The organism is Streptomyces sp. NRRL S-340 (assembly GCF_000720185.1).
Lineage (GTDB): Bacteria > Actinomycetota > Actinomycetes > Streptomycetales > Streptomycetaceae > Streptomyces.
Map to the genome: position 1 here is coordinate 54,126 of NZ_JOIY01000005.1, position 22,250 is coordinate 76,375.

At 75.5% G+C, this 22,250-nt stretch carries 20 protein-coding genes and 1 tRNA gene; 15 read left to right on the top strand and 6 right to left on the bottom strand.

The features are described 5' to 3' along the window. Nucleotides 1-210: 210 nt before the first annotated feature. The gene (locus IG64_RS04950) at nucleotides 211-1,788 is read left to right on the top strand and encodes an MFS transporter (protein ID WP_234438389.1); all 1,578 of its coding nucleotides are present in this window, start codon (nucleotides 211-213) and stop codon (nucleotides 1,786-1,788) included. A 58-nt stretch (nucleotides 1,789-1,846) separates the two neighbouring features. Here the strand turns inward: IG64_RS04950 and IG64_RS04955 are convergent, their stop codons facing one another. Beyond that, on the bottom strand, nucleotides 1,847-3,460 hold the full coding sequence (locus tag IG64_RS04955; RefSeq protein ID WP_037852347.1) for a right-handed parallel beta-helix repeat-containing protein: 1,614 nt from the start codon (nucleotides 3,458-3,460) through the stop codon (nucleotides 1,847-1,849). Between the two features lie 181 nt (nucleotides 3,461-3,641). Here IG64_RS04955 and IG64_RS38335 point away from each other — a divergent pair, with 181 nt between their 5' ends. Next, nucleotides 3,642-3,815 carry a CsbD family protein gene (locus IG64_RS38335; RefSeq protein WP_078883796.1) on the top strand — a complete coding sequence of 58 codons (174 nt, stop codon included), beginning with the start codon at nucleotides 3,642-3,644 and terminating at the stop codon, nucleotides 3,813-3,815. A gap of 183 nt (nucleotides 3,816-3,998) precedes the next feature. Here IG64_RS38335 and IG64_RS04960 read toward each other — a convergent pair whose 3' ends face one another. Then, entirely contained in the window at nucleotides 3,999-4,532 is a 534-nt protein-coding gene (locus tag IG64_RS04960) for a DoxX family membrane protein (protein ID WP_037852349.1), read from the bottom strand. A 237-nt stretch (nucleotides 4,533-4,769) separates the two neighbouring features. Between IG64_RS04960 and IG64_RS04965 the strand changes: the two genes are divergently transcribed. From IG64_RS04965 to IG64_RS40105, 4 genes are all read left to right on the top strand, one after another. After that, on the top strand, nucleotides 4,770-5,294 hold the full coding sequence (locus IG64_RS04965) for a hypothetical protein (protein ID WP_037852352.1): 525 nt from the start codon (nucleotides 4,770-4,772) through the stop codon (nucleotides 5,292-5,294). Nucleotides 5,295-5,665: 371 nt separating this feature from the next. Continuing rightward, nucleotides 5,666-6,229 carry a hemerythrin domain-containing protein gene (locus IG64_RS04970; RefSeq protein ID WP_037852355.1) on the top strand — a complete coding sequence of 188 codons (564 nt, stop codon included), beginning with the start codon at nucleotides 5,666-5,668 and terminating at the stop codon, nucleotides 6,227-6,229. Nucleotides 6,230-6,493: 264 nt separating this feature from the next. Next, nucleotides 6,494-8,098 (top strand): N,N-dimethylformamidase beta subunit family domain-containing protein, encoded by a 1,605-nt coding sequence (locus IG64_RS04975; RefSeq protein WP_234438390.1) that lies wholly within the window; start codon nucleotides 6,494-6,496, stop codon nucleotides 8,096-8,098. Between the two features lie 261 nt (nucleotides 8,099-8,359). Beyond that, on the top strand, nucleotides 8,360-9,433 hold the full coding sequence (locus IG64_RS40105; RefSeq protein WP_051812358.1) for a hypothetical protein: 1,074 nt from the start codon (nucleotides 8,360-8,362) through the stop codon (nucleotides 9,431-9,433). A gap of 20 nt (nucleotides 9,434-9,453) precedes the next feature. Here the strand turns inward: IG64_RS40105 and IG64_RS04985 are convergent, their stop codons facing one another. Both IG64_RS04985 and IG64_RS04995 read right to left on the bottom strand, forming a co-directional pair. Then, a complete protein-coding gene (locus IG64_RS04985; RefSeq protein WP_037852362.1) occupies nucleotides 9,454-9,666 on the bottom strand; it encodes a hypothetical protein in 213 nt (70 codons plus the stop codon). Between the two features lie 551 nt (nucleotides 9,667-10,217). Then, on the bottom strand, nucleotides 10,218-11,753 hold the full coding sequence (locus IG64_RS04995) for a PP2C family protein-serine/threonine phosphatase (RefSeq protein ID WP_037852369.1): 1,536 nt from the start codon (nucleotides 11,751-11,753) through the stop codon (nucleotides 10,218-10,220). A gap of 46 nt (nucleotides 11,754-11,799) precedes the next feature. Here IG64_RS04995 and IG64_RS05000 point away from each other — a divergent pair, with 46 nt between their 5' ends. The 4 genes from IG64_RS05000 to IG64_RS05015 all read left to right on the top strand — a co-directional run bounded on the left by IG64_RS05000 (nucleotide 11,800) and on the right by IG64_RS05015 (nucleotide 15,388). Then, on the top strand, nucleotides 11,800-12,615 hold the full coding sequence (locus tag IG64_RS05000; protein ID WP_037852371.1) for an SAM-dependent methyltransferase: 816 nt from the start codon (nucleotides 11,800-11,802) through the stop codon (nucleotides 12,613-12,615). A gap of 33 nt (nucleotides 12,616-12,648) precedes the next feature. Beyond that, a complete protein-coding gene (locus IG64_RS05005; protein WP_037852374.1) occupies nucleotides 12,649-13,389 on the top strand; it encodes an SOS response-associated peptidase in 741 nt (246 codons plus the stop codon). A gap of 271 nt (nucleotides 13,390-13,660) precedes the next feature. After that, nucleotides 13,661-14,869 carry an AI-2E family transporter gene (locus tag IG64_RS05010; RefSeq protein ID WP_234438391.1) on the top strand — a complete coding sequence of 403 codons (1,209 nt, stop codon included), beginning with the start codon at nucleotides 13,661-13,663 and terminating at the stop codon, nucleotides 14,867-14,869. Nucleotides 14,870-14,974: 105 nt separating this feature from the next. Beyond that, nucleotides 14,975-15,388: an SRPBCC family protein gene (locus IG64_RS05015; protein WP_037852382.1), complete on the top strand. Its 414-nt coding sequence runs from the start codon at nucleotides 14,975-14,977 to the stop codon at nucleotides 15,386-15,388. A 116-nt stretch (nucleotides 15,389-15,504) separates the two neighbouring features. On the opposite strand, the gene IG64_RS41040 is transcribed toward IG64_RS05015, so the two are convergent. Continuing rightward, complete coding sequence (locus tag IG64_RS41040) at nucleotides 15,505-15,945, bottom strand: hypothetical protein (protein ID WP_037852385.1); 441 nt, start codon at nucleotides 15,943-15,945, stop codon at nucleotides 15,505-15,507. Nucleotides 15,946-16,335: 390 nt separating this feature from the next. Here IG64_RS41040 and IG64_RS05025 point away from each other — a divergent pair, with 390 nt between their 5' ends. The 4 genes from IG64_RS05025 (at nucleotide 16,336) to selB (ending at nucleotide 21,054) form a co-directional block, all read left to right on the top strand. Further along, nucleotides 16,336-16,890: a hypothetical protein gene (locus tag IG64_RS05025; protein ID WP_037852388.1), complete on the top strand. Its 555-nt coding sequence runs from the start codon at nucleotides 16,336-16,338 to the stop codon at nucleotides 16,888-16,890. Between the two features lie 71 nt (nucleotides 16,891-16,961). Then, the gene (locus IG64_RS05030) at nucleotides 16,962-17,642 is read left to right on the top strand and encodes a hypothetical protein (RefSeq protein WP_037852390.1); all 681 of its coding nucleotides are present in this window, start codon (nucleotides 16,962-16,964) and stop codon (nucleotides 17,640-17,642) included. Nucleotides 17,643-17,788: 146 nt separating this feature from the next. Further along, on the top strand, nucleotides 17,789-19,234 hold the full coding sequence (gene selA / locus IG64_RS05035) for an L-seryl-tRNA(Sec) selenium transferase (RefSeq protein WP_078883798.1): 1,446 nt from the start codon (nucleotides 17,789-17,791) through the stop codon (nucleotides 19,232-19,234). 8 nt (nucleotides 19,235-19,242) lie between these two features. Next, on the top strand, nucleotides 19,243-21,054 hold the full coding sequence (selB, locus tag IG64_RS05040; RefSeq protein WP_051812359.1) for a selenocysteine-specific translation elongation factor: 1,812 nt from the start codon (nucleotides 19,243-19,245) through the stop codon (nucleotides 21,052-21,054). A gap of 35 nt (nucleotides 21,055-21,089) precedes the next feature. Here the strand turns inward: selB and IG64_RS41045 are convergent. After that, a tRNA-Sec gene (locus IG64_RS41045) sits at nucleotides 21,090-21,182 on the bottom strand. Between the two features lie 31 nt (nucleotides 21,183-21,213). Between IG64_RS41045 and selD the strand changes: the two genes are divergently transcribed. Beyond that, a complete protein-coding gene (gene selD, locus IG64_RS05045) occupies nucleotides 21,214-22,239 on the top strand; it encodes a selenide, water dikinase SelD (protein WP_037852392.1) in 1,026 nt (341 codons plus the stop codon). Nucleotides 22,240-22,250: the final 11 nt, after the last annotated feature.

Below are 22,250 nucleotides of genomic sequence, written 5' to 3' on the forward strand. Positions count from 1 at the left end.
CACCCCACGAGGAAAACACCTCCGCGGCCGTCCGGCAGCCGCTGCCCGTCCGGCCGTGTCGGTCACGGGCGCTGGAGTGGCCCCGGCGGCGGGAAGCGGCGATCGTGTCCGTGAGGGTGTTCCGCTCCGTGCCTCGGGGGAACGCGCCCCTGGGGCGCGCTGGACGACGAGGGCCGGTGCGCGCTCGAGCCGCGACCGGGAGGAGCGTTCGTGAACAGGCAAGTGCGGTCGGGCGGTGGCCGCGGCGATCCGGCGGGCACGCCCGACCCCAGGCGCTGGAAGGCCCTGTGGGTCACCCTGGCGACCGGCTTCATGAGCCTGCTCGACGTGACGATCGTGGCCGTGGCACTGCCGTCGATGCAGCGGGACCTGGGGGCCTCGGCGGCCTCCGTGCAGTGGGTGGTGTCCGGGTACGCCCTCGCGTTCGCCCTCGTCCTGGTACCCGCGGGGCGGCTGGGTGACGCGATGGGCCGGCGCCGGATCTTCCTGTGCGCCCTGGCAGCCTTCGTCGTGTGCAGCGCCGCCGCGGGCGCCGCGCCCACCATCACCTGGCTGGTCGTGGCGCGCCTCGCCCAGGGTGCCTGCGCCGGCTGCCTGGCCCCGCAGAACTCCGCGCTGATCCAGCAGATGTTCCGTGGGGCCGAACGCGGGCGCGCCTTTGGCCTGTTCGGCGCGGTCGTGGGCGTCTCCAGCGCGGTGGGACCGATCACCGGCGGCCTGATCCTCGCACTGGCGCACGGAACGCAGGGCTGGCGCTGGATCTTCTACGTCAACGTCCCCGTCGGCGCCCTCGCGCTCCTGCTGGGCCTGCGGCTGCTGCCCCGCGTGGCGCCCGGCCGCAGGGAACGGCTGGACCTGCCCGGGGTGGCCCTGCTGGGCGTCGGCGTGCTGGCCCTGATGCTGCCCCTGGTGTTCGCGGAGAGCGGCGGACTGGGCAGGCTGTGGTGGCTGTTCCTGCTCGGTCTGGTCCTCCTCGTCTGCTTCGTCCGGTGGGAGAGCAGGGTGGCGGGACGCGACGGGCAGCCCCTCCTGGACCCGAGGCTGCTCACCGCCACCCGCGGCTACGGGCTGGGCACGGCCCTGGGCGCGCTGTACTTCGTGGGGTTCAGCGGCGTGTGGCTGGTGTTCGCGCTGTTCTTCCAGAACGGCCTCGGCTACGAGCCGCTGCGCTCGGGCCTTGCGGTGACACCGTTCGCGATCGGCTCGGCGGCCGCCGCGGTGATCTCCGGCCGGCTGGTGGAACGCCTGGGCCGGCTGCTCACCGTCTGCGGGCTGGTGGCGGTGGTGGCGGGACTGGGCGCGACCGCGCTGATACTGCGCTGGGCCCCGTCCGGTGCCCTCACCTGGCTGGCCGCACCCGCCCTGCTCGTCGGCGGACTGGGCAGCGGCTGTGTCATCTCCCCGAACGTCACGATGACGCTGCGGGAGGTGCCGGTCCGGATGGCGGGCGCGGCGGGCGGCGCCCTCCAGACGGGCCAGCGGCTGGGCGGCGCCGTCGGCACGGCCGCGCTGCCGGGCCTGTTCTACACGGTGCTCGCCGCCACGGCCGGGGACTACCGCGCCGCGGTGTCACTCACGGTGGGCTTCGCCCTCGTGGCCATGCTCGCGTCCCTGACGGTGGCGGTCCTCGACTGGCGCCGCGACCACCACGAACGGCCTCCGCGCCGGTCGCCCGGACCCTCCGGCGGCCCTGTCCGCCCTCACCCGGACGACGAGCCCGCTCACCCGGACGGTCGTACCGGGCGGACGCGGGGACGGGACACCTGCGAGGACGCCGGCCGCGGGTGAGGCCCGGCACCCGGCCCGGTACCGCGAGCCGTACGCCCGGGTTCGCCGGCCGGCGCCGTCACGCGCCGTCGTCCCGCCACACCCCGCCCGAGGGCCGGGCGTCGAAGCGGGTGGCCTCGCGGGCGTTGCCGCTCAGGTCGTTGTCGAGGACGCGGCCGTCCGTCCAGCTGCCGTCCTCGGTGATCCGCATGCCGTGGGTCTGCGTCCTGACCGGCTGGTCGTCCCCGATCCGGTTGCCGTCCATCCGCGGCCGGAGCACGGCCGCCTCGACCGCGAGCCCGGCCCGCACCGCAGGGGCGGCGGGCAGCCGGTAGGGGGAACCGTCCCCGGGAACGCCCTGCGGCCAGGCGGTGCCCGCGCCGGGCCGCAGCGGCGCCAGGTGCAGTTCCGTCCGGGTGTTGCGGGTGACCAGGGCGCTGCGGCCGCCCACCGAGACCTCCTTGCCGAGGTGTCCGTCGGCGGGCCAGTCGGCGTTCTCGTCGGTCAGCGACAGCTCGGAGCACCGCACGCCGCCGCCGGTGCTCCCCACGGCCCCCGCGCACCGCCGGCCGTTGTCGCGGATCCGGTTGCCGAGGATCGCGCAGTCCCGCACCGCGGCACCGATACGCACGCCGTCCAGGCCGTTGTCCCGGATGTCGTTGGCCTCCAGCACGATGTCCGCCGCCGCTTCCTCGTCCCCGCCCGCGAGGTTGTGCTCCCAGTAGCCGTACCGTCCGTTGCGGCTGATCCGGTTGCCCCGGAAGGCGTACGGTCCCGGGGTGTTGCCCAGCGCCACACCGTCGCGGACGTTGCCGTCGATGACACAGCCCGTGACGATGCCGCCCCGGCCGCCGATGCCCGAGGTGCCCTGGGAGGACACGTCGAACCCCGCCTGGTGGTTGCCGAGCATGGTCGAGGACGTGACGAGGAGCCCGTCGGCCCCCCAGTCGGAGATGCCGAAGCGGTTGTCCTCGGTGTGGCAGGCGGTGATCCGGATGCCCGCGGGAGGCTCCCACTCCTCGTTCTGCAGTTCGAGGAAGATCCCGTTGGTGCCGTTGCCGGTCGAGGTGCACGCGGTGACCGTCAGCCGCTCGACCCGGCCCCAGCCGCCGATCCCGATCCCGATGCCGGCCCCGCCCATCTGCTCACCGCTGTCCTGCCGCCCGCACCGCTCGGCCAGCACACCCTCCACGACCGTGTCCTGGAGGAAGTCGCAGCCGAACCCGGTGGCCGCCGTGTCGTGGACGTACAGGTCGCTGAAGCGTCCGCGCAGCACGTACTGCAGACCGAGCCCCTTGGCCAGCGGGTCGTACTCCTCGGTCGTCACCCCCGAGCCGTCGATCTCGAAATGGGCGAAAGTGACGTCCGCCAGGTGGTTGTCCGGACCGGCTCCGTGCTGCTGGGCGGTGAACCAGGCCAGCGGCACGGGCGTCGTGCGGTCACCGGGGTTGCGCAGCACGAAGCAGGTGGCGCCCCGGCCCTCGCCGACCAGCGAGACGCCGCTGCGCCAGAGCGTGGGCCGGTCGCGCATCAGGTACCGCCCGGCGGGCACGCGCAGCACGCGCGGGCGCCCGTCGGCGGCACAGGCCGTGCCGAGCGCGTCCACCAGACGCTGGAACACGGGCTGGTCATTGGTGACCCCGTCGCCCGCGAGACCGCGCTCGCGGGCGTCGACCGTCAGGGACTCCGTCATGGCAACGCTCCTTCCGGGCTGCTCGGCACCGGGTACCCAGGCGCCGCCGGCGGCCACGGCCCGGCCGCGTCCCCGCCCGCCCGGCGGGCACGTGCGGGCGGGGGGCGGGTGAGGTTTGCTGCGCCGCGCTCCGGACACCCGGCGTCATGACACCGATCTCGACCGCTGGGAGTGAGTGACAGTGGCTGGTGACCAGAAGGCCAAGGGCAAGAAGGAACAGATGAAGGGCAAGGCCAAGGAGACGGCCGGCCGCGCTGTGGGCAACGAGCGGATGACCGCCGAGGGCCGCGCCGAGAAGGCCAAGGGCGACGCACGTCAGGCCAAGGAGAAGGGGAAGGACACCCTCAAGCCCTGACTCCCCCCTGCCCTTGCGGGCTCCCCGGATCCGATCCGGGGAGCCCGCAAGGGCATGTCCGCTGCATGCCCGGGTCCAGAGGCACCGACCACGGCTCCACGCTCACGGGGCTGGACGGACTCGGGGCTGGGCGGCTCACCGCCCAGCCCCGTGACGTCATCTGCTCGTCCGGGCGCGCCGCCCTCAGACCGGCCGCTTCGCCCGGATCCCGCCGATCGTCGCCGCCGGGACCGCCGTGGCCCGCACCGAGCGGCGCACCAGCCCCGCCCCGCGCCGCACCTCCCGGGCGCCGTGCCGGCCCCGCCACAGCCACGACGGCGCGCCACCGGTGTCGTCGGCGGCGATCAGCAGACCGCCGAGCATGGAGAGGTTCTTCAGGAAGTGGATGCGCTGCTGGGCGCGTTCGCCCGCATCCTCCGCCTCCCAGAAGCGGTGCCCGGCCAGGGTGGTGGGCACCAGCGTGGCCGCCAGGGCCAGGGCGGAGAGCCGGGGCAGTCGTCCCAGGCCCAGCAGGACACCGGCGGCCACCTGGACACCGCCGCTCAGCCGTACCACCTGTTCGGTCCGGTCCGGCAGGATCGCCACGCGTTCGGTGAGCGGGCGTACGACGGGCTCGGCCAGCGGGGTGACGCCCTCGGGGTTGCGTACGGAGTTCATCCCTCCGGCGACGAACATGGAGGCGAGCAGGGGACGACCGGCCACGCGCAGCAGACTCATGGTCCTCTCCAGACGTGTGGGGGTGTACGGCCTCCGCCGGGTTCCCGGACCCGCCGGATGCATGCGAGCCGGAGGGCCCGGCCGGATCGGCCGGATCACCGGGCAACCTTCTTCGTCTTTCGGAAGTGTGGCAATTTTCCGGGACATTACGGAACCGGCGAGCGGTGTGGGCCGGTCTTACCTGCCGACCGACGTGCCGGGAACCGCCCGGCCCCATGGACTGGGGGAAACACTCACATGCCCACGCGTGTTCGCAACCGACGCGGCCTGATCGCCGCCTCCGCCCTCACGGCGGCCCTCTCCCTCGCCGCCGTGACACCGGCCCTGGCCGGCACCGCGGCCTCCCACCCGGCACCTGCGGCCCCCGGCACCGCCCGGCCGGCGTCCGGGCCGCCCACCGCCGTCCAGGGCGACCCGCGCAGCGTCACGCAGCGCGTCGCCGACTTCTACGGCGCCTACATCGACACGGTCTGGGACGGCTCCGACCCAGCCGCCGCCCGGGCGCTCAAGGCCTTCTACCTGTCCGCGGACGCGCGCAGGAAGGTGGCCGCGTACGAGGCCAGGGAGCACGCGGACGGCATCCTCTTCGCCCAGAACGTGCCGGTGAAGTGGAAGGTGGCCTACGCCGGTTCGGGCGGCGGCCACGCCACCAGCAGGGTCACGCTCACCTGGAGCGACGGCCGGAACGCCCAGGTGACGAAGATCGACGTGCGGTCCGATCTGAGGACCCGCAAGATCACCGACCTGAAGCCGGTCCGCTGACGGAGCCCGTCGACGTGTGCCGCCGTCCCCGCGGGCCTGCCCGCCCCCGGGACGGCGGCACGGCCGCGTCCCCGCCGGTCCGTTTCCGGCCAGAGCAGCCGCCGGGGTCCCGCGGTTCCGCCGCCGCGCCCGGGGCACTCGGCGGTCCGTGGCCGCCGTACGACGCCTCCACCCGCCGGGCCGCCCCCGCCCCGCGCGGACCGGCCCCGTAGCCGGCCACGGCCTGCGCCGCGCACACTCCGAGCCGGAGGGCAACCCGGACGCGCCCGCTCGCGTGAGTCTTCGTCCGGCGGTGTGTTCCGGTCCGCCCCGGGAACCCGGCGGCCGGTCCACCGGTGACACACCACCTTCGAGGAACGAGGAGCGCTGCCATGGGACACGGCGGAGACGTCATCCAGGAACTGACCACCGACCACCGTGAGGTGGAGGAGATCTTCGCGCAGATCGAGGCCCTCCCGACGGGGGACAAGAGGCGCAAGGACCTGGCGGACCAGGCCACCATCGAACTGGTCCGGCACTCCGTGGCGGAGGAGATGTACCTCTATCCGGCCGTGCGCCAGTACCTCCGGGACGGCGACGCTATCGCCGACCGGGAGGTCCACGACCACGCCGAGGCGGAGCGGACGATGAAGGACCTGGAGGGCTGCAAGGCCGACGACGCGCGGTTCGACCAGCTCATGGGCCGTCTGATGCGGGAGATCCGCGAACACGTGACGGACGAGGAGCAGAACCTGTTCCCGCAGCTGCGGGAGGCGGCCACCCCCGAGGAACTGGAGCAGCTCGGCGAGAAGGTGCGTACGGCCAAGAAGACGGCGCCGACGCGGCCGCACCCCTCCGCCCCCGACACGCCGCCCGCCAACAAGCTCCTGGCACCCGGCGCCGGCATGGTCGACCGGATCAGGGACGCGCTGTCCGGACGCGGCAAGACCGGCTGACGCGCGTGGCAGTCCCGGCAGCGCGCCGGTGAGTCCGCTCGCGGGGCCGCCGTGACCGTACCGGTCCCGGGCCGCCCGTCGCGACACGCCTGCCCGAGCCCGCGCGCGACGGCGTGGGCCCGCACCCTGGGAGGACGGGTGAGTCCCGACCACGGACAGCCGCGCCACCCGCGGCGACCCCACCGGCGCCAGGACCTCCAGAGGGACCCGAGGGACCTGACCGCCCCGGCGGACCTGACGGCCCCGGCGGATCCGCCGGACTTCATGGATCCGACGGACCTCACCGCCCCCGCGCACACGGACCGCGGGACCCCGGCGGACGACGACGGGGGGCACGGCACCCGCGGGCTGCCGCGCAGGGCCTTCCTCGGGGTGTGCGCCGGGGTGGTCGGGCTCGGCGCGACGGCCGCCTGCGACTCCCCGGCCTCCCGCCGCACCCCGCCCGCCGCGGACCGCCACCGGCCCGAGGCGGAACGGGACCGCGCGGGCAGCGGCGACTGGCGGATCACCTCGGCCGGCCCGCCGGACGCCGTGGCGGGCTACACCGACCGCGTCAGCGTCGTCCCGGGGGAGGAATGCGGGCTGCACGTGTCGACGACGGCGGCGTCGTTCCGGGTCTCGGCGTTCCGCGTCGGCTGGTACGGGGGGACGTACGCCCGTCTCGTGTGGCGCTCGGCGCCGGTGCGGGGGCACACACGCCCGCCCGGCCGCCTGCTGCCCGCGACCCGGACCGTCCGGGCGCAGTGGCCGCGCACGCTCACCGTCGGCACGGACGGCTGGCCCGAGGGCGCCTATCTGCTGCGTCTGGACGCGGACAACGGCCACCAGCGCTACCTCCCGCTGATCGTGCGCTCCGCCCACGGCGCCGGCCGCACCGTCCTGCTGCACGCCCCGGCCACCTGGCAGGCGTACAACCGGTGGGGCGGCTACAGCCTCTATGACGGAGCCTCGGGCGCCTACGCCACCCGCTCCCTCGCCGTCAGCTTCGACCGGCCCTACGACAAGGACGGCGCCGAGAAGTTCCTGACGTACGAGTGGGCGGCCGTCGTCCTGGCCGAACGGCTCGGCCTGCCCCTGGCGTACACCACCGGCACCGACCTGCACCGCGACCCCGGGGTCCTGCGGGGAGCCACCGCCCTGATCTGCCTGGGGCACGACGAGTACTGGACGCCCGAGCAGCGCCGGCACGTCACCGCCGCCCGGGACGCGGGCACCAACGTGGCCTTCCTCGGCGCCAACACCTGCTTCCGCAGGGTCCGCCTGGAGGCCGGTGAGGCGGACGAGGGGCGCACCGTCGTCTGCTACAAGTCCTCCTTCCGTGACGACCCCTGCTACCCGTCCCGTCCGGACCAGGTCACCACCGACTTCCGCCAGGCCCCGGCCGCCGATCCCGAGTCGTCCCTCACCGGGGTGCTCTACGAGGGCTACCCGGTGGACGCCCCCTACGTCGTGCAGGCGGCGGACCACTGGCTCCACGAGGGCACGGGAGTGCGCGCCGGCGCGAGCTTCGCCCACCTGGTCGGGGTGGAGTACGACCGGGTCACCCCCGGCGCGCCCGTCCCCGCCCCGCCGGAGATCACCGCTCACTCGCCGCTGGTGCACGCCCGGGCCCGCAGCCACAGCGACTCGGCGTACTACACGGTCCCCAGCGGCGCGGGCGTCTTCGCCACCGGCACCATGCGCTGGGTGGAGGCGCTGATGGCGGGAACCGGTGAACTGGGCCGCGACCACGGCATGGACGCCCGCACCCGCGCCTTCGTCACCCGCACCACGGAGAACCTGCTCCGGGCGTTCGCCGAGGGCCCCGCCGCCCGCCACCGCCCGGCACCACGCCCCAACGTGCACCGGCTGTACGGAACGACGGCGTGAACCCACTGTCCCGGCCGTCCCGGCCGCCCTGACCACCGACCCTGCGGCCCGCAGGGCGGCGCCCAGGCGGGACGCCAGGACGGAGAGTCCGAGGCGGGGCCGCCGGACGGTCGGGGAGGACCACCGGACGGTCGGGGGAGGAGCGCCGGGGAGGGCAGTCCGAGGCGGGCCGCCCGGAAGCCGTGCGGGCTCCCCGCCGCGCACCGCGGCCTCCCTCGCTCCGCCGGGCGCGTGCGCTGCCCGGGGCGGACACTGGACCGCATGACTCCTCGGTCCGTGTTCAGGGGCCGGCCGGTCGGGCGCCGGGCGGTGCTGCTCGGCATGGCGGGGACCGCGTTCGGGGCGGCGGGCTGGACCGGCGTGTCCGGCTGTGCCGCCGCCGGACACCGCGGCACCGCACCCGGACACGGCGTCACCACCCGCGCACCGGCCGCTGCCACGACCGGCCCGCCCGCGCCCCCGTCCGGCGCCGCCTCACCGGCTCCGTCCGGTGCCGTTCCCGCGCTGCCCCGCACCAGGCCGTGGCGCCCCACGTCGGCCGAGGTCGAACCGGCGGCGAAACTGAGCGCCGTCGAGCTGATCGAGGCACTGGGCGCCTGGCCGAGCGGCGGGGGCGGTCCGGCCGCGGCGCGGGCCAGAGCGGCCGCAGCGCACCAGCGGCCGGCGCTGGCCGCCCAGGCAGGCCCCCTGCTGCCCGCGGCCGACGAGGCGGTGCTCCAGGTGATCGACGCCCAGTACGGCGGGATCCTCGCCGGCTCGGCGAGCGTGCTCGTCGTGTGCCGGCAGTGGACCCGGCGGGGAGCCACCGTCACGACGGGCGGTACGACGGTCGACGTACGGCTCGCCCGGAGCGGCCGCGGGTGGATCGTCACCGCCCTGCACCCGGCCCGGCCGGGCCCGCCCGAGGCGGCACCCCCGGCGGCGGTGCGCAAGGTGCTGGCCGACCCGCGGATCGAACTGCCGCCCGCCGCCGCGGCGGACCTGCGCGACGGCCGCGTCCACGACAGCGTGCTCACCGCGATGCTCCGGCTGGCCGGGACGTACCGGATCTCCGTGAGCGTGGTCCGCTCCGGGCACCCCCTGGACGTCTTCGGCACCAGCCGTCCCAGCGACCACCCGCGCGGGCGGGCCTTCGACGTGTGGCGGATCGACGGCCGGCCGGTCGTCGACCCGCGCACCCCCCGCTCCCTGGTCGAGCACTTCATGCGGGACGCGGCGGACGCCGGTTCCTACAACGTCGGCGGCCCGGTGCGGCTGTCCGGCGGGATGCGGCCGGACCAGTTCTTCAGCGACGCCACCCACCACGACCACGTCCACGTCGGCTTCCGCACCTGAGCCCCCGGGGGCGGGGCGGGTCAGGCCAGCGCGAGCACCAGGGCGGCCACGAAGGTCAGGGCCGCCACGGGCACCACGACCAGCAGGGCGCGCTCGGCCCAGGCCGTCGGGTCCCCGCCGTCCACCGCAGAACGATCGTTCTTCCGGCGTCCCGGGCCCGGCCCGGCGAGGGCCCGGCCGGAACCGAGCAGCGAGCGGCACCAGGGACAGTCACCGTCCTCCCACGTCTCCATGCCGCGCTCAACGACCGGCCGGGGGCCCGGGCAACGCCTCCGGCGGCCATCGTGATGCGGCCGTCACCGGTCCGTGAGCAAGCGGTGCCCGGGAGTGCCCGGCCGCCCGCGCCCGCGACCCGGCCCACGTCCCGGCCGCCGGGTCGCGGGCCGTCGGCGGCTGCGGCCTCACAGGCCCGGGATCCCGCGGGGAACCGGCACCGCGGGCACCGCCCCGTTCCCGCGCGCCCGCGGCCCCGGCACCCCGCCGGCTGCTCCGGCGCCCCACGGCCGCAGGAGCGGCGCGCCCGGGCCGCCGTCCACCGGGGAGAGCGGAGGCGCGTCCGCCCGCGAATGCGTGACGGGCGCGCACGGCGGCCGGGAGAGGGGGCGGTCGGGGGAGGCCGGCACGGTGCGGGAGCTGCTGTCCATGCCGGGGCAACGGCGGACCCGGGGCGTCCGTACGGGCCCTGCTCCCGCCCCTCACCGCATCAGGTGAGGACACCGCTCCAACGGCCGCGTCCGCTCATGCGACAAACAGCCCGCACGGGGTGCGGCACGGCGGGCGCCGCTCACTCCCGGCCGGGAGTGAGCTCGGCCAGCAGCAGCGTCCGGTCGTCGGTGACGTCGTCGCAGCCGGAGCCGGCCAGCAGCCGCCGGCACAGCGAGGGCAACGCGTCCGGCTCCCCGGGGTCCGGTATGCCCTGCGCGCCGTCGTCGAGGGCGCGGGCCAGGCGGGTGATGCCCTGGTCGATGTCATGCGTGCGGGACTCGACCAGCCCGTCGCTGTAGAGCAGCAGCAGGGCGGGCTCGGACAGGTGCAGCACGGTCGGTTCGTACCGGCCCGTGCCCAGTCCGAGCGGCAGCCCCGGCGTGGCGAGCGAGACCGGCACCGCCGGGCCGCCGGGCCCGCGCACCAGCGGGGGCGGATGCCCGGCCCCGACGAAGGTGCACGTGCGACCGTCCGCGTCCCACTCCGCGTACATGCAGGTGGCGAACGGCGCGCCCGGGGTGTCCCCGGCGACGCCGTCCAGCCGGTGCAGCAGTTCACTGGGGCCGATGTCGAGCCCCGCCAGGGTCCGTACGGCGGTGCGCAGCTGGATCATGGCGACGGCCGACTCCGGTCCGTGGCCCATCGCGTCGCCGACGATCAGCCCGAGGCGGCGGCCGGCCCGGGGCAGGACGTCGAACCAGTCCCCGCCGATGACGTTGTCCTGTCCGGCGGGCCGGTAGCCGTGGGCGACCCGGCAGCCGTCGAAGGCCTGCCCGGTGTCCGGGAGCAGGCTGCGGCGGATGGCCAGGGCGGTGCGGCGCTCGCGTTCGTAGCGCCGGGCGTTGTCGAGCGCGACGCAGGCCCGGGAGCCGAGCGACTCGACGGCCACGGCCTCGCCGCGGGCGAACGGCTCCCGGTCGGGGCCGCGGGTGCAGGCGATGAAGCCGACGGCCGTACCGCGCAGGCGCAGCGGCACGATGAGGAAGGACGCGGTGCGCAGCAGGGCGTCCACGCCCGCGTGGTCCGGCGCGGTCTTGCGCAGCCGTTCGACGGTGTGCTCGTCCACGCCGTCGAGCAGTTGCGTCTGCCCGGTCGCGATGGCCCGTGCGTACGGCGTCTCGCGGGGGAACACCAGCACCTCGTCGGCCGGGAGCAGGTGCTCCCAGTCCTCGGTGGCGTCCGCCCCTATGCGCAGGGCGAGCCTGCGGGCCTCGATCTGCGGCGGGTCGGCCGTCCTGCGCGGCTGCTCCTCCAGGAGCCAGCGCTGGAGCAGGTAGACCGAGGCGGCGTCGCAGAAGCCGGGCGCCAGCGCGTGCACGACGTGGCGGCCGGTCAGCCGCAGATCGAGTTCCGAACCGATGGCGTCCGCGGCGGGCGAGAAGTGCCGGCGGCGGACCGCGGCCGAGGGGTGGGGGCGTTCGGACTCACGGGCGACGCGGGGTTCGGTGGGTTCTGTGTTCCGCAGGGTCGTTGCCTTCCGGGTGGGGCCGGTGTCGGCGTAGGGCGGTCCGGGCGTGCGGTCCGTGCGGTCGGAGCGGGTGGCCGGGCGGGCCGGGGGAGCGGGCGGGTGCTGGTGGTGGGCGGGCGGGCAGGCGGTGGCGTATGCCGTGGGCAACTATATGATGCCCAGTCAAGGTCGCTGACGAGCAGGGGAGTTGGTCATGCCCGACGAGCGGGACGGTCTGCCGCGGGGTGTCGATCCGGGCAAGGCCAGCGTGGCCAGGATGTACGACGCCATGCTGGGCGGGGAGCACAACTTCGCCATAGACCGCGAGGCGGTGGCCGCCTTCACGGCGATCGACCCCCAGGTGCGCACCCTGGCCCGCGCCAACCGCGCCTTCCTCGGCCGCGCGGTGCGCTTCCTGGTGGACGCGGGCGTCCGCCAGTTCATCGACCTGGGTTCCGGCATCCCCACCCAGGGCAACGTCCACGAGGTCGCCCAGGCGGCCGCCCCCGGCGCCCGGGTGGTCTACGTGGACAACGACCCGGTGGCGGTCGCGCACAGCGAGGCACTGCTCGCCGACGATCCGGACGCGGCGATCGTGGCCGCCGACATCAGACGCCCCGAGGAGATAGTGGGCGCACCCGAGGTGCGCAAGCTCATCGACTTCGAGCAGCCGGTAGCCGTCCTGATGATCACGATCCTGCACTTCGTCACGGCGGAGGAGGATCCGGCCGGCATCGTGGCCGCGTTCCGGGACGCGCTGCCCGCCGGGAGCTGGCTCGCGCTGACCCACGCCACGGACGAGGACCGTCCGGACACCGCGGCCGCCGTCGGACAGTTGTACCGCGACCGGGCGACCTCCCCCGTCACGGCCCGCTCCCACGACGCGATCGCGGCCCTCTTCGACGGCTTCGACCTGGTGGAGCCGGGACTGGTCCACGTCCCGCTGTGGCGCCCCGACCGGGAGGACGAGATCCCGCGCGACCCCTCCTCGTACTGGGTGTACGCGGGTGTGGGCCGCAAGACCGCGTAGGCGGGCGCGCGGGGCCCGTGGCAGGCTGGCCGCATGTGCGGCCGCTACGTCTCCACCCGCGGACCCGAGGAACTGGCCCGGCACTTCGGGGTGAGCCGGTGGAACCCCGAGCAGACGCTGGAGCCCAGCTGGAACGTCGCGCCGACGGACGGCGTCTGGGCCGTCCTGGAGCGCCCCCCGCGCGGGGAACGGGCGACGGCCGCGGCCCGGCGCGAGCTGCGGGTGCTGCGCTGGGGACTGGTTCCGTCCTGGGCGAAGGACGTGAGGACCGGCGCCCGGCTGATCAACGCCCGGGTGGAGACCGTGCACGAGAAGCCCGCCTTCCGCCGCGCCTTCGCCGCACGCCGCTGCCTGCTGCCCGCCGACGGATTCTACGAATGGCAGCCGGCCGGGACCGAGGGCGCCAGGACGCGCAAGCAGCCGTACTTCATCCACCCGCTGGACGGCACGGTGATGGCGCTCGCCGGGCTGTACGAGTACTGGCGCGACCCGTCGGTGAAGGACGACGACGACCCGGCCGCCTGGCTGACGACCTGCACCGTCATCACCACGGACGCCACCGACGCGGCCGGCCGGATCCACCCGCGCATGCCGCTCGCGCTCGCCCCCGAGCACTACGACGCCTGGCTCGACCCCGGCCGCCGGGACCCCGGCGGGCTGCGGGAGCTGCTGACCCCTCCGGCGGACGGGCGGCTCGACGTCCGGCCCGTCTCACCGGCCGTCAACGACGTCCGCAACAACGGTCCGGACCTCCTGGCCGAGGCCGCCCCCTGACGTTGCGCTCACCCACTTCCTCCGCCCGTGCGCGAAGGCGTGCTCATTCCCCCGACGCGGCCCGCCGCCACCGGCGTCCCGGTCGACGCCCGCCTGGGCCGGACGGGGAGCCCTGTCCTGCGATGACCGGCACCCTGGCGCGTTGCACCCAGGCCCCAGCCCGGCCGCACCGTACCGTGCTCTGGACGTGACCGGCGGCCGCCTGCTCGGGACGTGACGGGCGGCCGCGGGCCCCGAGGCGGCCGGTGGTCGCGTGCTCGGGGCGTGACCGGTGGTGGCAACGGGAGGCGCGGTGGCGGGTGCGGGCGGTCCGGCGGCCGGGCGGGGCCGCGGGCGCCGGCCGGGCGAGGCGGTCCTGGGCAGCAGACCGGCGTACTCCGCACGGCTCGCGCCGCGCTTCCGCCCGGTGCGGACGCCGCCCGCCGACGAGCACCCCCGGGCCGAGCGCACGGTGCCCTGGCTGCGTGTCGCCGCTTCCTACGCCTGGCGCCTCATTCTCGTCGGTGCCGCCGTCTACGGCGTCTTCACCGTCCTGGGCCGCTTCCAGCTCATCGCCGTGGCCCTGTTCGTGGCGCTGGTCGTCACCTCGGTCCTGCGCCCCTTCGCCGACCTGCTGAACCGGCTGCTGCCCAGGCCGCTGTGCGTCGCCGTCGTCCTCGTGGGCAGCCTCCTCCTCCTGTCCGGCCTGCTGGCCTTCGTGGGCGAGGCGGTGGCGGGCCAGTGGGGGCAGCTCACGTCCGAGCTGACCGGTGGCATCCACCGGATCGAGCAGTGGCTCCAGCGCCCGCCGTTCCGCCTCAGCCCCGGCAAGCTCTCCGCACTGCAGGAGCAGTTCCTCTCCTACCTGGCCGCCCACCGGGCGAGCCTGGTCAACAGTGCCGTCAGCGGCCTCGGGCGCGTCGTCGAGCTGGTGACGGCCGCCGCGCTCGCGCTGTTCACCTCCGTCTTCTTCATCCACTCCGGCGAGCGCCTGTGGCGCTGGGCGCGCGACCAGCTGCTGCCCAGCGGGGCCCGGGAGGTGTGGGACCGGGGCGGCCACGCGGCCTGGCGCGCGTTCGCCGGGTACACCCGCGGCATCATCATCGTCGCCGCCACCAACGCCGTACTCGTCGGTGTCGCCCTGTTCGTCCTGCGGGTGCCGCTCGCGCTGCCGCTGGCCCTGCTGGAGTTCTTCGCCGCCTTCATCCCGCTGGTCGGCTCACCGGTCGCCCTTGCGGTGGCCACGGTCGTCGCGCTCGCCGGACGCGGTCCGGTCACGGCGCTGGCCGTGATCGTGCTCATCGTCGTCATCGGCGAACTCGAAGGCCACGTCCTGCATCCAGTGGTGATGAGCTGGGCGGTCCGGCTGCACCCGCTCGTGGTGGCCGTCTCCGTCATCGCGGGCAGCATCGTCGCCGGGGTGATCGGCGCGATCGTGGCCGTCCCCTTCGTCTCGGTCGTCTGGGCCGTCCTGCGGGCCCTGCGCCCCGGACCGGCGTGACGCCGCTGCGGCCGGCTCCGCCGCGGGCAGCGCGCGCGGGCTTTTCGGCCGGGCCAGAACGGGCACGCGGTCCTGTACGACTCCGAGCCGAGGGACGGTGCCGCGATGTCCGAATACGAACGCTCCCGCACGATGCCCGCACAGCCCGAACAGGTCTTCGACCAAGCCGCCGACGTCGGCCGGCTCGACGCGTGGATGCCCGACGCGCTGCACGTGCGCGCCGAGGAACCGCCCGCCGTCACCGTGCACGAGGACGCCACGGGCGAGGACACCTCGGCCCTGCTGCGCGCCGAACGCGACCAGATGCGGATCGAGTGGGGCACCCGCGAGCAGGGCGGCTACACCGGCTGGCTCCAGGTCGCCGGCATCGGCAGCGGCGCCAGCGAGGTGACCGTGCACCTGTCGTTCTTCGAGGACAGCCACGACCCGGGGGAACGGGCCGCCTGCGAGGCGCTCGACAGCAGCCTGCGCAGGCTGGAGGAGCAGGTGCGGATACGGGTCGACAACGCGGCTGGCTGAGCCGTGCCCGGACGGGGTGATGCGCCCCGTCCGCCGCACATGCGCACACGCACAAGACACGCCACGGCGTGCGGTCCGGACCGCACGCCGTGGCTCGAATGGTTGTGGGTTCTCGGTCAGCGTCCGCCGCCACCGTGACCGCCGCCGCCACCGTGGCCGCCGCCGCCACCGTGGCCGCCGCCACCACCGTGGCCGCCACCGCCGTGGTCACCGCCACCGCCGTGGTCACCGCCACGTCCGCCGTGGTCACCACCACGACCGCCGTGGTCGCCACCGTGGTCGCCGCGTCCGTTGTCACCGCGTCCGTGGTCACCGTAGTCCCCACGTCCGCCGTGGTCACCGTAGTCGCCACGGTCGCCGCGGTGGTTGCCGTAGCCGCAGTCGTCCCACCAGCCGCCGTGGTCCGAGCAGTCGCGGCTGTATCCCGAGTGGTGGTTGGAGTCGTAGTTGGAGTCGTGGGCCGATGCGGTCCCGGCCGCGCCGATCGCGGCGCCGCCGGCCATCATGATGCCGGCCGCGGACACGGCGAAGAGGCGCCTGACGCGCTGTGCTCGCATGGGTAATACCTTTCCTTCCATCGTCTCGCGCAAGGGAGACAGCGCGAGAATGATGGCCGCGCCCAGTCGAAGAGGATGTGCGGCGCGGTCGTGGGCGTCGCCACCGGATGTGAGAAGCACGTCCTGGTCTCCGGCGCCGCCGTGCCACCCGTGCACCTTCCACGGGTGGGCGCCGCGGCAACGGGCCCCGCAGTGGAGACCTCGCCGGAGGGGCGTGCCCCCGGTTGCGGCTCTCATGGATAGACGCTAGTCGCCCGTTCGCGTGACGGCATCTTGAGCGGCGGGTGCGGAGCGCGAGAAAAATCAGGGCGAAAAAAGGTGAAACCCGACAGTCGCGCATAATGCCACCGATGTCGGGCACGCGAAGCAGTGCCCAAGGGGGTGCATCACATGTCCACGGGAACACTTCTCGCCATCATCATCCCGATCGTCGTCGTCCTGGCCCTGATCGCCGTGGCGGTTTCGCTGCTGACGCGGCGCCGCCGTCTCCGCAAGCGCTTCGGCCCCGAGTACGAACGGACCGTCCAGGGCGCCGAAAGCCGCAGGGCGGCCGAGCGCGAACTCAAGGACCGCGAAAAGCGGCACGACTCGCTGGACATCAAGCCGCTGCCCGCCGTCTCCCGGGACCGCTACACACGCGAGTGGAGCAGCGTCCAGGAGGAGTTCGTGGACCGGCCCGAGGACGCGGTGCACGACGCGGACCGGCTGGTGACCTCGCTGATGCACGAGCGGGGCTACCCCACCGGCGGATTCGAGCAGCAGGCCGCCGACCTGTCGGTCGAGCACGGCCGGACGCTCGACCACTACCGGGCCGCCCACGAGATCGAGACGCTGAGCACCAGCAGCAAGGCCACCACCGAGCAGTTGCGCGGCGCCATGGTGCACTACCGCGCGCTCTTCGACGAACTGCTCTCCGACGGAGGCCGGGCACCCGCCCGGTCCTGACACCCGGCCTGCCACCCCGGCCGGCGCCCGCCGACGACACCGACGACGCCGGCCCGGCAGGGAGGAACACCATGCACAGAGACAAAGACCAGCCGAGCCGCTTCAGCGGCGGCCTGTCCACCGAGGACCTGGCGCAGCAGCCCTCCGGCACGCCGGAACGGACCGGCGCAGAACCGGGGACGGCCTCCCGCGAAGCCCCTGTCTTCCCGGGGGAGAGCACCGGCACGCCGTCGCCGGGCAAGGCCGGCACGGCCACGAGCCCGCAGGGGGACCGAGCCGGCCGGACCGCGGGACAGGAACGGTCCGCCGGCACGGCCGGAACCGAGGACACGGAGGCGGCCCCGGGCACCAAGATGCCCGGCGCGGCGGGGACCGCGGAGACGGCAGGAGGCGAGGACACCGAAGAGGGCCCGGAAGCGGCAGAAGGACCGGACACCGCCCGGACCCCGGAGACGACCGGGCCCGCCGGTGACGGCGAGGACGCTCCCCGCCTGCTGAGCACCGAGGACGAGCAGGGGTTCCGCGACCGCTGGCACGAGACGCAGAACAAGTTCGTCGACGACCCGCGCGAGGCCGTGCACGCCGCCGACACCCTGGTCGCCGACGTCATGCAGACCCTGGCCGCTACCTTCGCCCGGCACAAGGAGGAGCTGGAGGGGCAGTGGAGCCAGGGCGAACAGGTGGACACGGAGGAACTGCGCAAGGCGCTGCGCCGCTACCGGTCCTTCTTCAACAGGCTGCTCAGCACCTGACGCCCGGCTGCCGAGCACCTGACGGCCGTCCGCCCGGAGCGGACAGCCGTCCGCTCGGCGCCCGGCGGTCCGAAGCGTCGGACGTGTCCTCCGCCGCCGCCGGGGTACCGGCGTGTCGTGCGGAGGACCGCCGTCGCTGAGGGACGATGGGCCCGCCAGGACGGCCGGGAGAGCGGGCTCGGAACGGAGGGGCTGCGGTGGACCAGCGGGTCGCGGGGCAGCGGGAGCGTGGCACGGCCGCGGCCACGGGGGCGTCCGGGACCGGCACCCACGGCGCCACCGCCCGGGAGCGGCCGGCGCCGGACACCCGGCGGCGCATTCCCCGCACCGACGCCGTCCTGCGCGACCCGCGGCTGCTCCAGGCCGCCGGCCGGCTCGGGCCGCGGCCCGTGAAGGCAGCCGTACGGCAGGCACAGGAGCAGGCGCGCCACGGCACGGTGGCCCCCGAGGACGTCGCGGACACCGCCCTCGCGCTGCTGCCGCCCACGGCCGGCGGACTGCGCCCGGTGATCAACGCCACCGGCGTCCTGCTGCACACCAACCTCGGCCGGGCGCCCCTGTCGGCGGCGGCCCGGCAGGCGGTGCAGGACGCGGCAGGACCCACCGACGTGGAACTCGACCTGAGCGCCGGTGTCCGCGCCCGGCGCGGCCGCAGCGCCCTGGCCGCACTGCGAGCACGCGTGCCGTCGGCGCCGGCCGCGCACGTCGTCAACAACGGCGCCGCCGCCCTCGTCCTCGCGGCGACCGCGCTCGCCGCCGGGCGCGAGATCGTCATCAGCCGCGGCGAGATGGTGGAGATCGGCGACGGATTCCGCCTGCCCGACCTGCTGGTCTCCACCGGTGCCCGGCTCCGCGAGGTCGGTACCACCAACCGCACGGCGGTCGACGACTACGCCGAGGCCGTCGGCCCGGAGACCGGATTCGTCCTGAAGGTCCACCCCTCCAACTTCCGTATCAGCGGCTTCACCCGCGCCGCCGCCACCCGCGACCTGTCGGCGCTCGGCGTCCCGGTCGTCGTCGACATCGGCTCCGGCCTGCTCGCCCCCCACCCGCTGCTGCCCGAGGAACCCGACGCCGCGACCGAACTGCGGGCCGGCGCGGCGCTGGTGACCGCCAGCGGGGACAAACTGCTCGGCGGCCCCCAGTGCGGACTGCTCCTCGGCGACACCGACCTCGTGCACCGCCTCGCCCGGCACCCGCTCGCCCGCGCGCTGCGGGTCGACAAACTGACACTCGCCGCCCTGGAGGCGACCCTGACGGGCCCCGCGACCCCCACCGCCGCGGCCCTCACCGCAGACCCCCGGGAGCTGGCCCGCCGCGCCGGGCAGCTCGCCGCCGACCTGAGCGGTGCCGGCCTCGACGTACGGGCCGTCGACTCGGCCGCCACGGTCGGCGGCGGCGGCGCACCCGGCGTGACCCTGCCCAGCGCGGCCCTCTCCCTGCCCGAATCCTGGGCCGCGGCCCTGCGCACCGGCCCGCTGCCCGTGGTGGGGCGGGTCGAGGGCGGGCGGTGCCTGCTCGACCTGCGGGCCGTGCCGCCCGAGGACGACGCACGGCTGGCCGAAGCCGTGCGCCGGGCCGCGGAAAGGTAGGCGGCGCCATGCGGGTCCTGGCCACCGCCGGCCACGTCGACCACGGCAAGTCCGCCCTGGTGCGCGCCCTGACCGGGATGGAACCCGACCGCTACGAGGAGGAACGGCGCCGCGGGCTCACCCTCGACCTCGGCTTCGTGTGGACCCGGACCGCACCGGGCGGCGAGTACCTGGCCTTCGTCGACGTGCCCGGACACGAGAAGTTCGTCGCCACCATGCTGGCCGGGGCCGGGCCCGTGCCCGCCGTGCTCTTCGTGGTCGCCGCCGACCAGGGCTGGCAGCCCCAGTCGCAGGAGCACCTGGCGATCCTCGACGCGCTCGGCGTCCGGCACGCCGTGCTCGCCGTGACCCGCAGCGATCTCGCCGACCCCGAGCCGGTGCGCGCCGACGCCGTCCGGCGGCTGGCCGGCACCTCCCTGGGCACCGTGCCCTCCGTCGCGGTGAGCGCGGTGACCGGCGCCGGCCTCGACCGGCTGCGCGCCGAGCTGGCCCGCCTCGCCCGTACCCTGCCCGAACCGCCCGCCGACGCCGACGTACGGCTGTGGCTGGACCGTGCGTTCACGGTGCGCGGACACGGCACCGTCGTGACCGGCACGCTCGGCGCGGGCACCCTGCGCGTGGGGGACCGCCTGGTGGCCTCGGACGGCACCACCGCGCTGCGGGTACGCGCGCTGCAGTGCCTCCAGCAGGAACGCACGGCCGTCAGCGGGGTGGCGCGGGTGGCGGTCAACGTGCACGGCCCCCTCGACGGGGCGCTGCGCCGCGGGGACGTGCTGCTCACCCCGGACCGCTGGCTGCTCACCGACCTGGTCGACGTCCGCGTCGGCGGTGAGAAAACCGGTGACCTGCCGCGGACGCTGAGACTGCACCTCGGCACGGCCGCCGTCGCGGTGACCGTGCGCCCGCTGGGCGAGGACACCGCGAGGCTCACCCTGAGCCGGCGCCTGCCGCTGCGGGTGGGCGACAGGGCGGTGCTGCGCGAGCCGGGCGGCGGCCGGGTGCCCTGCGCGGCGACCGTCCTCGACGTCCGGCCCCCGCGCCTGGAGCGGCGGGGCGCGGGCCGGGCCCGCGCCGCACAGCTGGCCGCGCTGACCGGCCGGCCCGACGGCGCCGCGGAACTGCGCCGCCGCGGCCTCGTCCGCCGCTCGGAACTGCTGGCCATGGGCGTGCCCGCGCCCACCGCGCCGGTGACCGGCGACTGGCTGGCCGACCCGGAGCACTGGGCCCGGCTGCGCGAGCGGCTGGCCGCCGAGGTCGAACGGTACGCCGAGCAGCACCCCATGGAGCCGGGCCTGCCCGCCGAAGCGGCCCGGCGGCTGCTCGGCCTGCCCGACCGCACCCTCGTGGACGCCCTGGCCCGCACCCCCGGCGCCACCGGGCTGCTCGGCAAGGAAGGCCGCTTGTACGTCCCCGCCCGGGCCCACCCCGCACTGCCGCCGCCCCTGCAGGCCGCTGTCGACGCCGTGCGCGAGGAGCTGGAGAAGACGCCCTTCCGCGCCCCCGAGGCCGACCGCCTGGCCGAACTCGGTCTGCACCGCAAGGCGTTGGCCGCCGCCGTCCGGGCGGGCGCGCTGCTGCGCGTCACCGAGGGAGTCGTCCTGCTGCCGGGCGCGGACACCGAGGCCGCCGCCGTGCTGCGCAGGCTGCCGCAGCCCTTCACCCTGAGCGAGGCGCGCAGGGCACTGGGCACCACCCGGCGGGTCGCCGTGCCGCTGCTGGAACTCCTCGACGCCCGCGGGCACACCGAACGCGTCGACGACCTGCACCGCCGCTGCCGACCGGAAACAACGAAGGACCGGGAAGCCGCGGAGGACGCCTGAGAAGGCCGCGGAAGACACCTGAGAAGAAGGCGGGACGGAGGCGGACGGGAATCGAACCCGCCTGCCCGAGATCCTCGGACACCTCGGTTTTGAAGACCGGGAGGGCCACCAGGCACCCACACGCCTCCACCGCCCGCCAGGCTACCGGAAGGACCCGGCATGACCGCCAGCAGCGAAACGCCCGTACGGCTCACGCAGTTCGCCCACGGCGGCGGCTGCGCCTGCAAGATCCCACCCGGTGAACTGGAGGACCTGCTCGGCGGACTGACCCCGCCGCTGCCGGCACCGGAGGACATCCCGATGCTGGTCGGACCGGCCACCGGCGACGACGCGGCGGTCGTCGCCCTGCCCGCCCCGGACGGCTCCGCGGCCCCGGCGCTGGTGTCCACCGCCGACTTCTTCACCCCGGTCGTCGACGACCCGTACGACTGGGGCCGCATCGCCGCGGCCAACGCCCTGTCCGACGTGTACGCCATGGGCGGCCGCCCGGTCCTCGCCGTGAACCTCCTGGCCTGGCCCCGTGACGTGCTGCCCTTCGAGCTGGCCCGCGAGGTGCTGCGCGGCGGCCTCGAGATCGCCGCCGAGGCCGGCTGCCACGTCGGCGGCGGCCACAGCGTGGACGACCCGGAACCCAAGTACGGCATGGCCGTCACCGGTCTCGTCGACCCCGGCCGGCTGCTGCGCAACGACGCCGGCCGGCCCGGCCTGCCGCTGTCCCTGACCAAACCGCTGGGCCTCGGCGTGCTGAACAACCGCCACAAGGCCACCGGGGAACGGTTCGCGCAGGCGGTGGCGGCCATGACGGCCCTCAACCGCGACGCGGCGGCCGCCGCCGTCGCCGCGGGGGCCCGCTGCGCCACCGACGTGACGGGCTTCGGCCTCCTCGGCCACCTGCACAAACTGGCGCGCGCCTCGGGTGTCACCGCGGTGCTCGACACCGCCGCCGTGCCCTACCTGGACGGCGCCCGGGAGGCCGTACGCGACGGCTACGTCAGCGGCGGCACCCGGCGCAACCTGGAGTGGGTGGCCCCCTTCACCGACTTCGGCGCCACCGACCCGGACACCCGGCTGCTGCTGGCCGACGCCCAGACCTCCGGCGGCCTGCTCGTCGCCGGGGAGGTGCCCGGGGGCGTGGTGATCGGCGAACTGATCGCTCCCGGCCCGCACTCGCTCGTCCTGAGATGAGCGGACGAGGA

Excerpts from the sequence above, each read along its gene's own strand:
- IG64_RS04965 (WP_037852352.1), top strand. The coding sequence starts at position 4,770 with ATGCCCACGCGTGTTCGCAACCGACGCGGCCTGATCGCCGCCTCCGCC.
- IG64_RS05030 (WP_037852390.1), top strand. The coding sequence starts at position 16,962 with ATGCACAGAGACAAAGACCAGCCGAGCCGCTTCAGCGGCGGCCTGTCC.
- IG64_RS05015 (WP_037852382.1), top strand. The coding sequence starts at position 14,975 with ATGTCCGAATACGAACGCTCCCGCACGATGCCCGCACAGCCCGAACAG.
- IG64_RS04975 (WP_234438390.1), top strand. The coding sequence starts at position 6,494 with ATGGATCCGACGGACCTCACCGCCCCCGCGCACACGGACCGCGGGACC.
- IG64_RS41040 (WP_037852385.1), bottom strand. The coding sequence starts at position 15,945 with ATGCGAGCACAGCGCGTCAGGCGCCTCTTCGCCGTGTCCGCGGCCGGC.
- IG64_RS04985 (WP_037852362.1), bottom strand. The coding sequence starts at position 9,666 with ATGGAGACGTGGGAGGACGGTGACTGTCCCTGGTGCCGCTCGCTGCTC.
- IG64_RS04960 (WP_037852349.1), bottom strand. The coding sequence starts at position 4,532 with ATGAGTCTGCTGCGCGTGGCCGGTCGTCCCCTGCTCGCCTCCATGTTC.
- IG64_RS05025 (WP_037852388.1), top strand. The coding sequence starts at position 16,336 with ATGTCCACGGGAACACTTCTCGCCATCATCATCCCGATCGTCGTCGTC.
- IG64_RS40105 (WP_051812358.1), top strand. The coding sequence starts at position 8,360 with ATGACTCCTCGGTCCGTGTTCAGGGGCCGGCCGGTCGGGCGCCGGGCG.
- IG64_RS05000 (WP_037852371.1), top strand. The coding sequence starts at position 11,800 with ATGCCCGACGAGCGGGACGGTCTGCCGCGGGGTGTCGATCCGGGCAAG.
- selB (WP_051812359.1), top strand. The coding sequence starts at position 19,243 with ATGCGGGTCCTGGCCACCGCCGGCCACGTCGACCACGGCAAGTCCGCC.
- selD (WP_037852392.1), top strand. The coding sequence starts at position 21,214 with ATGACCGCCAGCAGCGAAACGCCCGTACGGCTCACGCAGTTCGCCCAC.
- selA (WP_078883798.1), top strand. The coding sequence starts at position 17,789 with ATGGGCCCGCCAGGACGGCCGGGAGAGCGGGCTCGGAACGGAGGGGCT.
- IG64_RS05005 (WP_037852374.1), top strand. The coding sequence starts at position 12,649 with ATGTGCGGCCGCTACGTCTCCACCCGCGGACCCGAGGAACTGGCCCGG.
- IG64_RS04955 (WP_037852347.1), bottom strand. The coding sequence starts at position 3,460 with ATGACGGAGTCCCTGACGGTCGACGCCCGCGAGCGCGGTCTCGCGGGC.
- IG64_RS04970 (WP_037852355.1), top strand. The coding sequence starts at position 5,666 with ATGGGACACGGCGGAGACGTCATCCAGGAACTGACCACCGACCACCGT.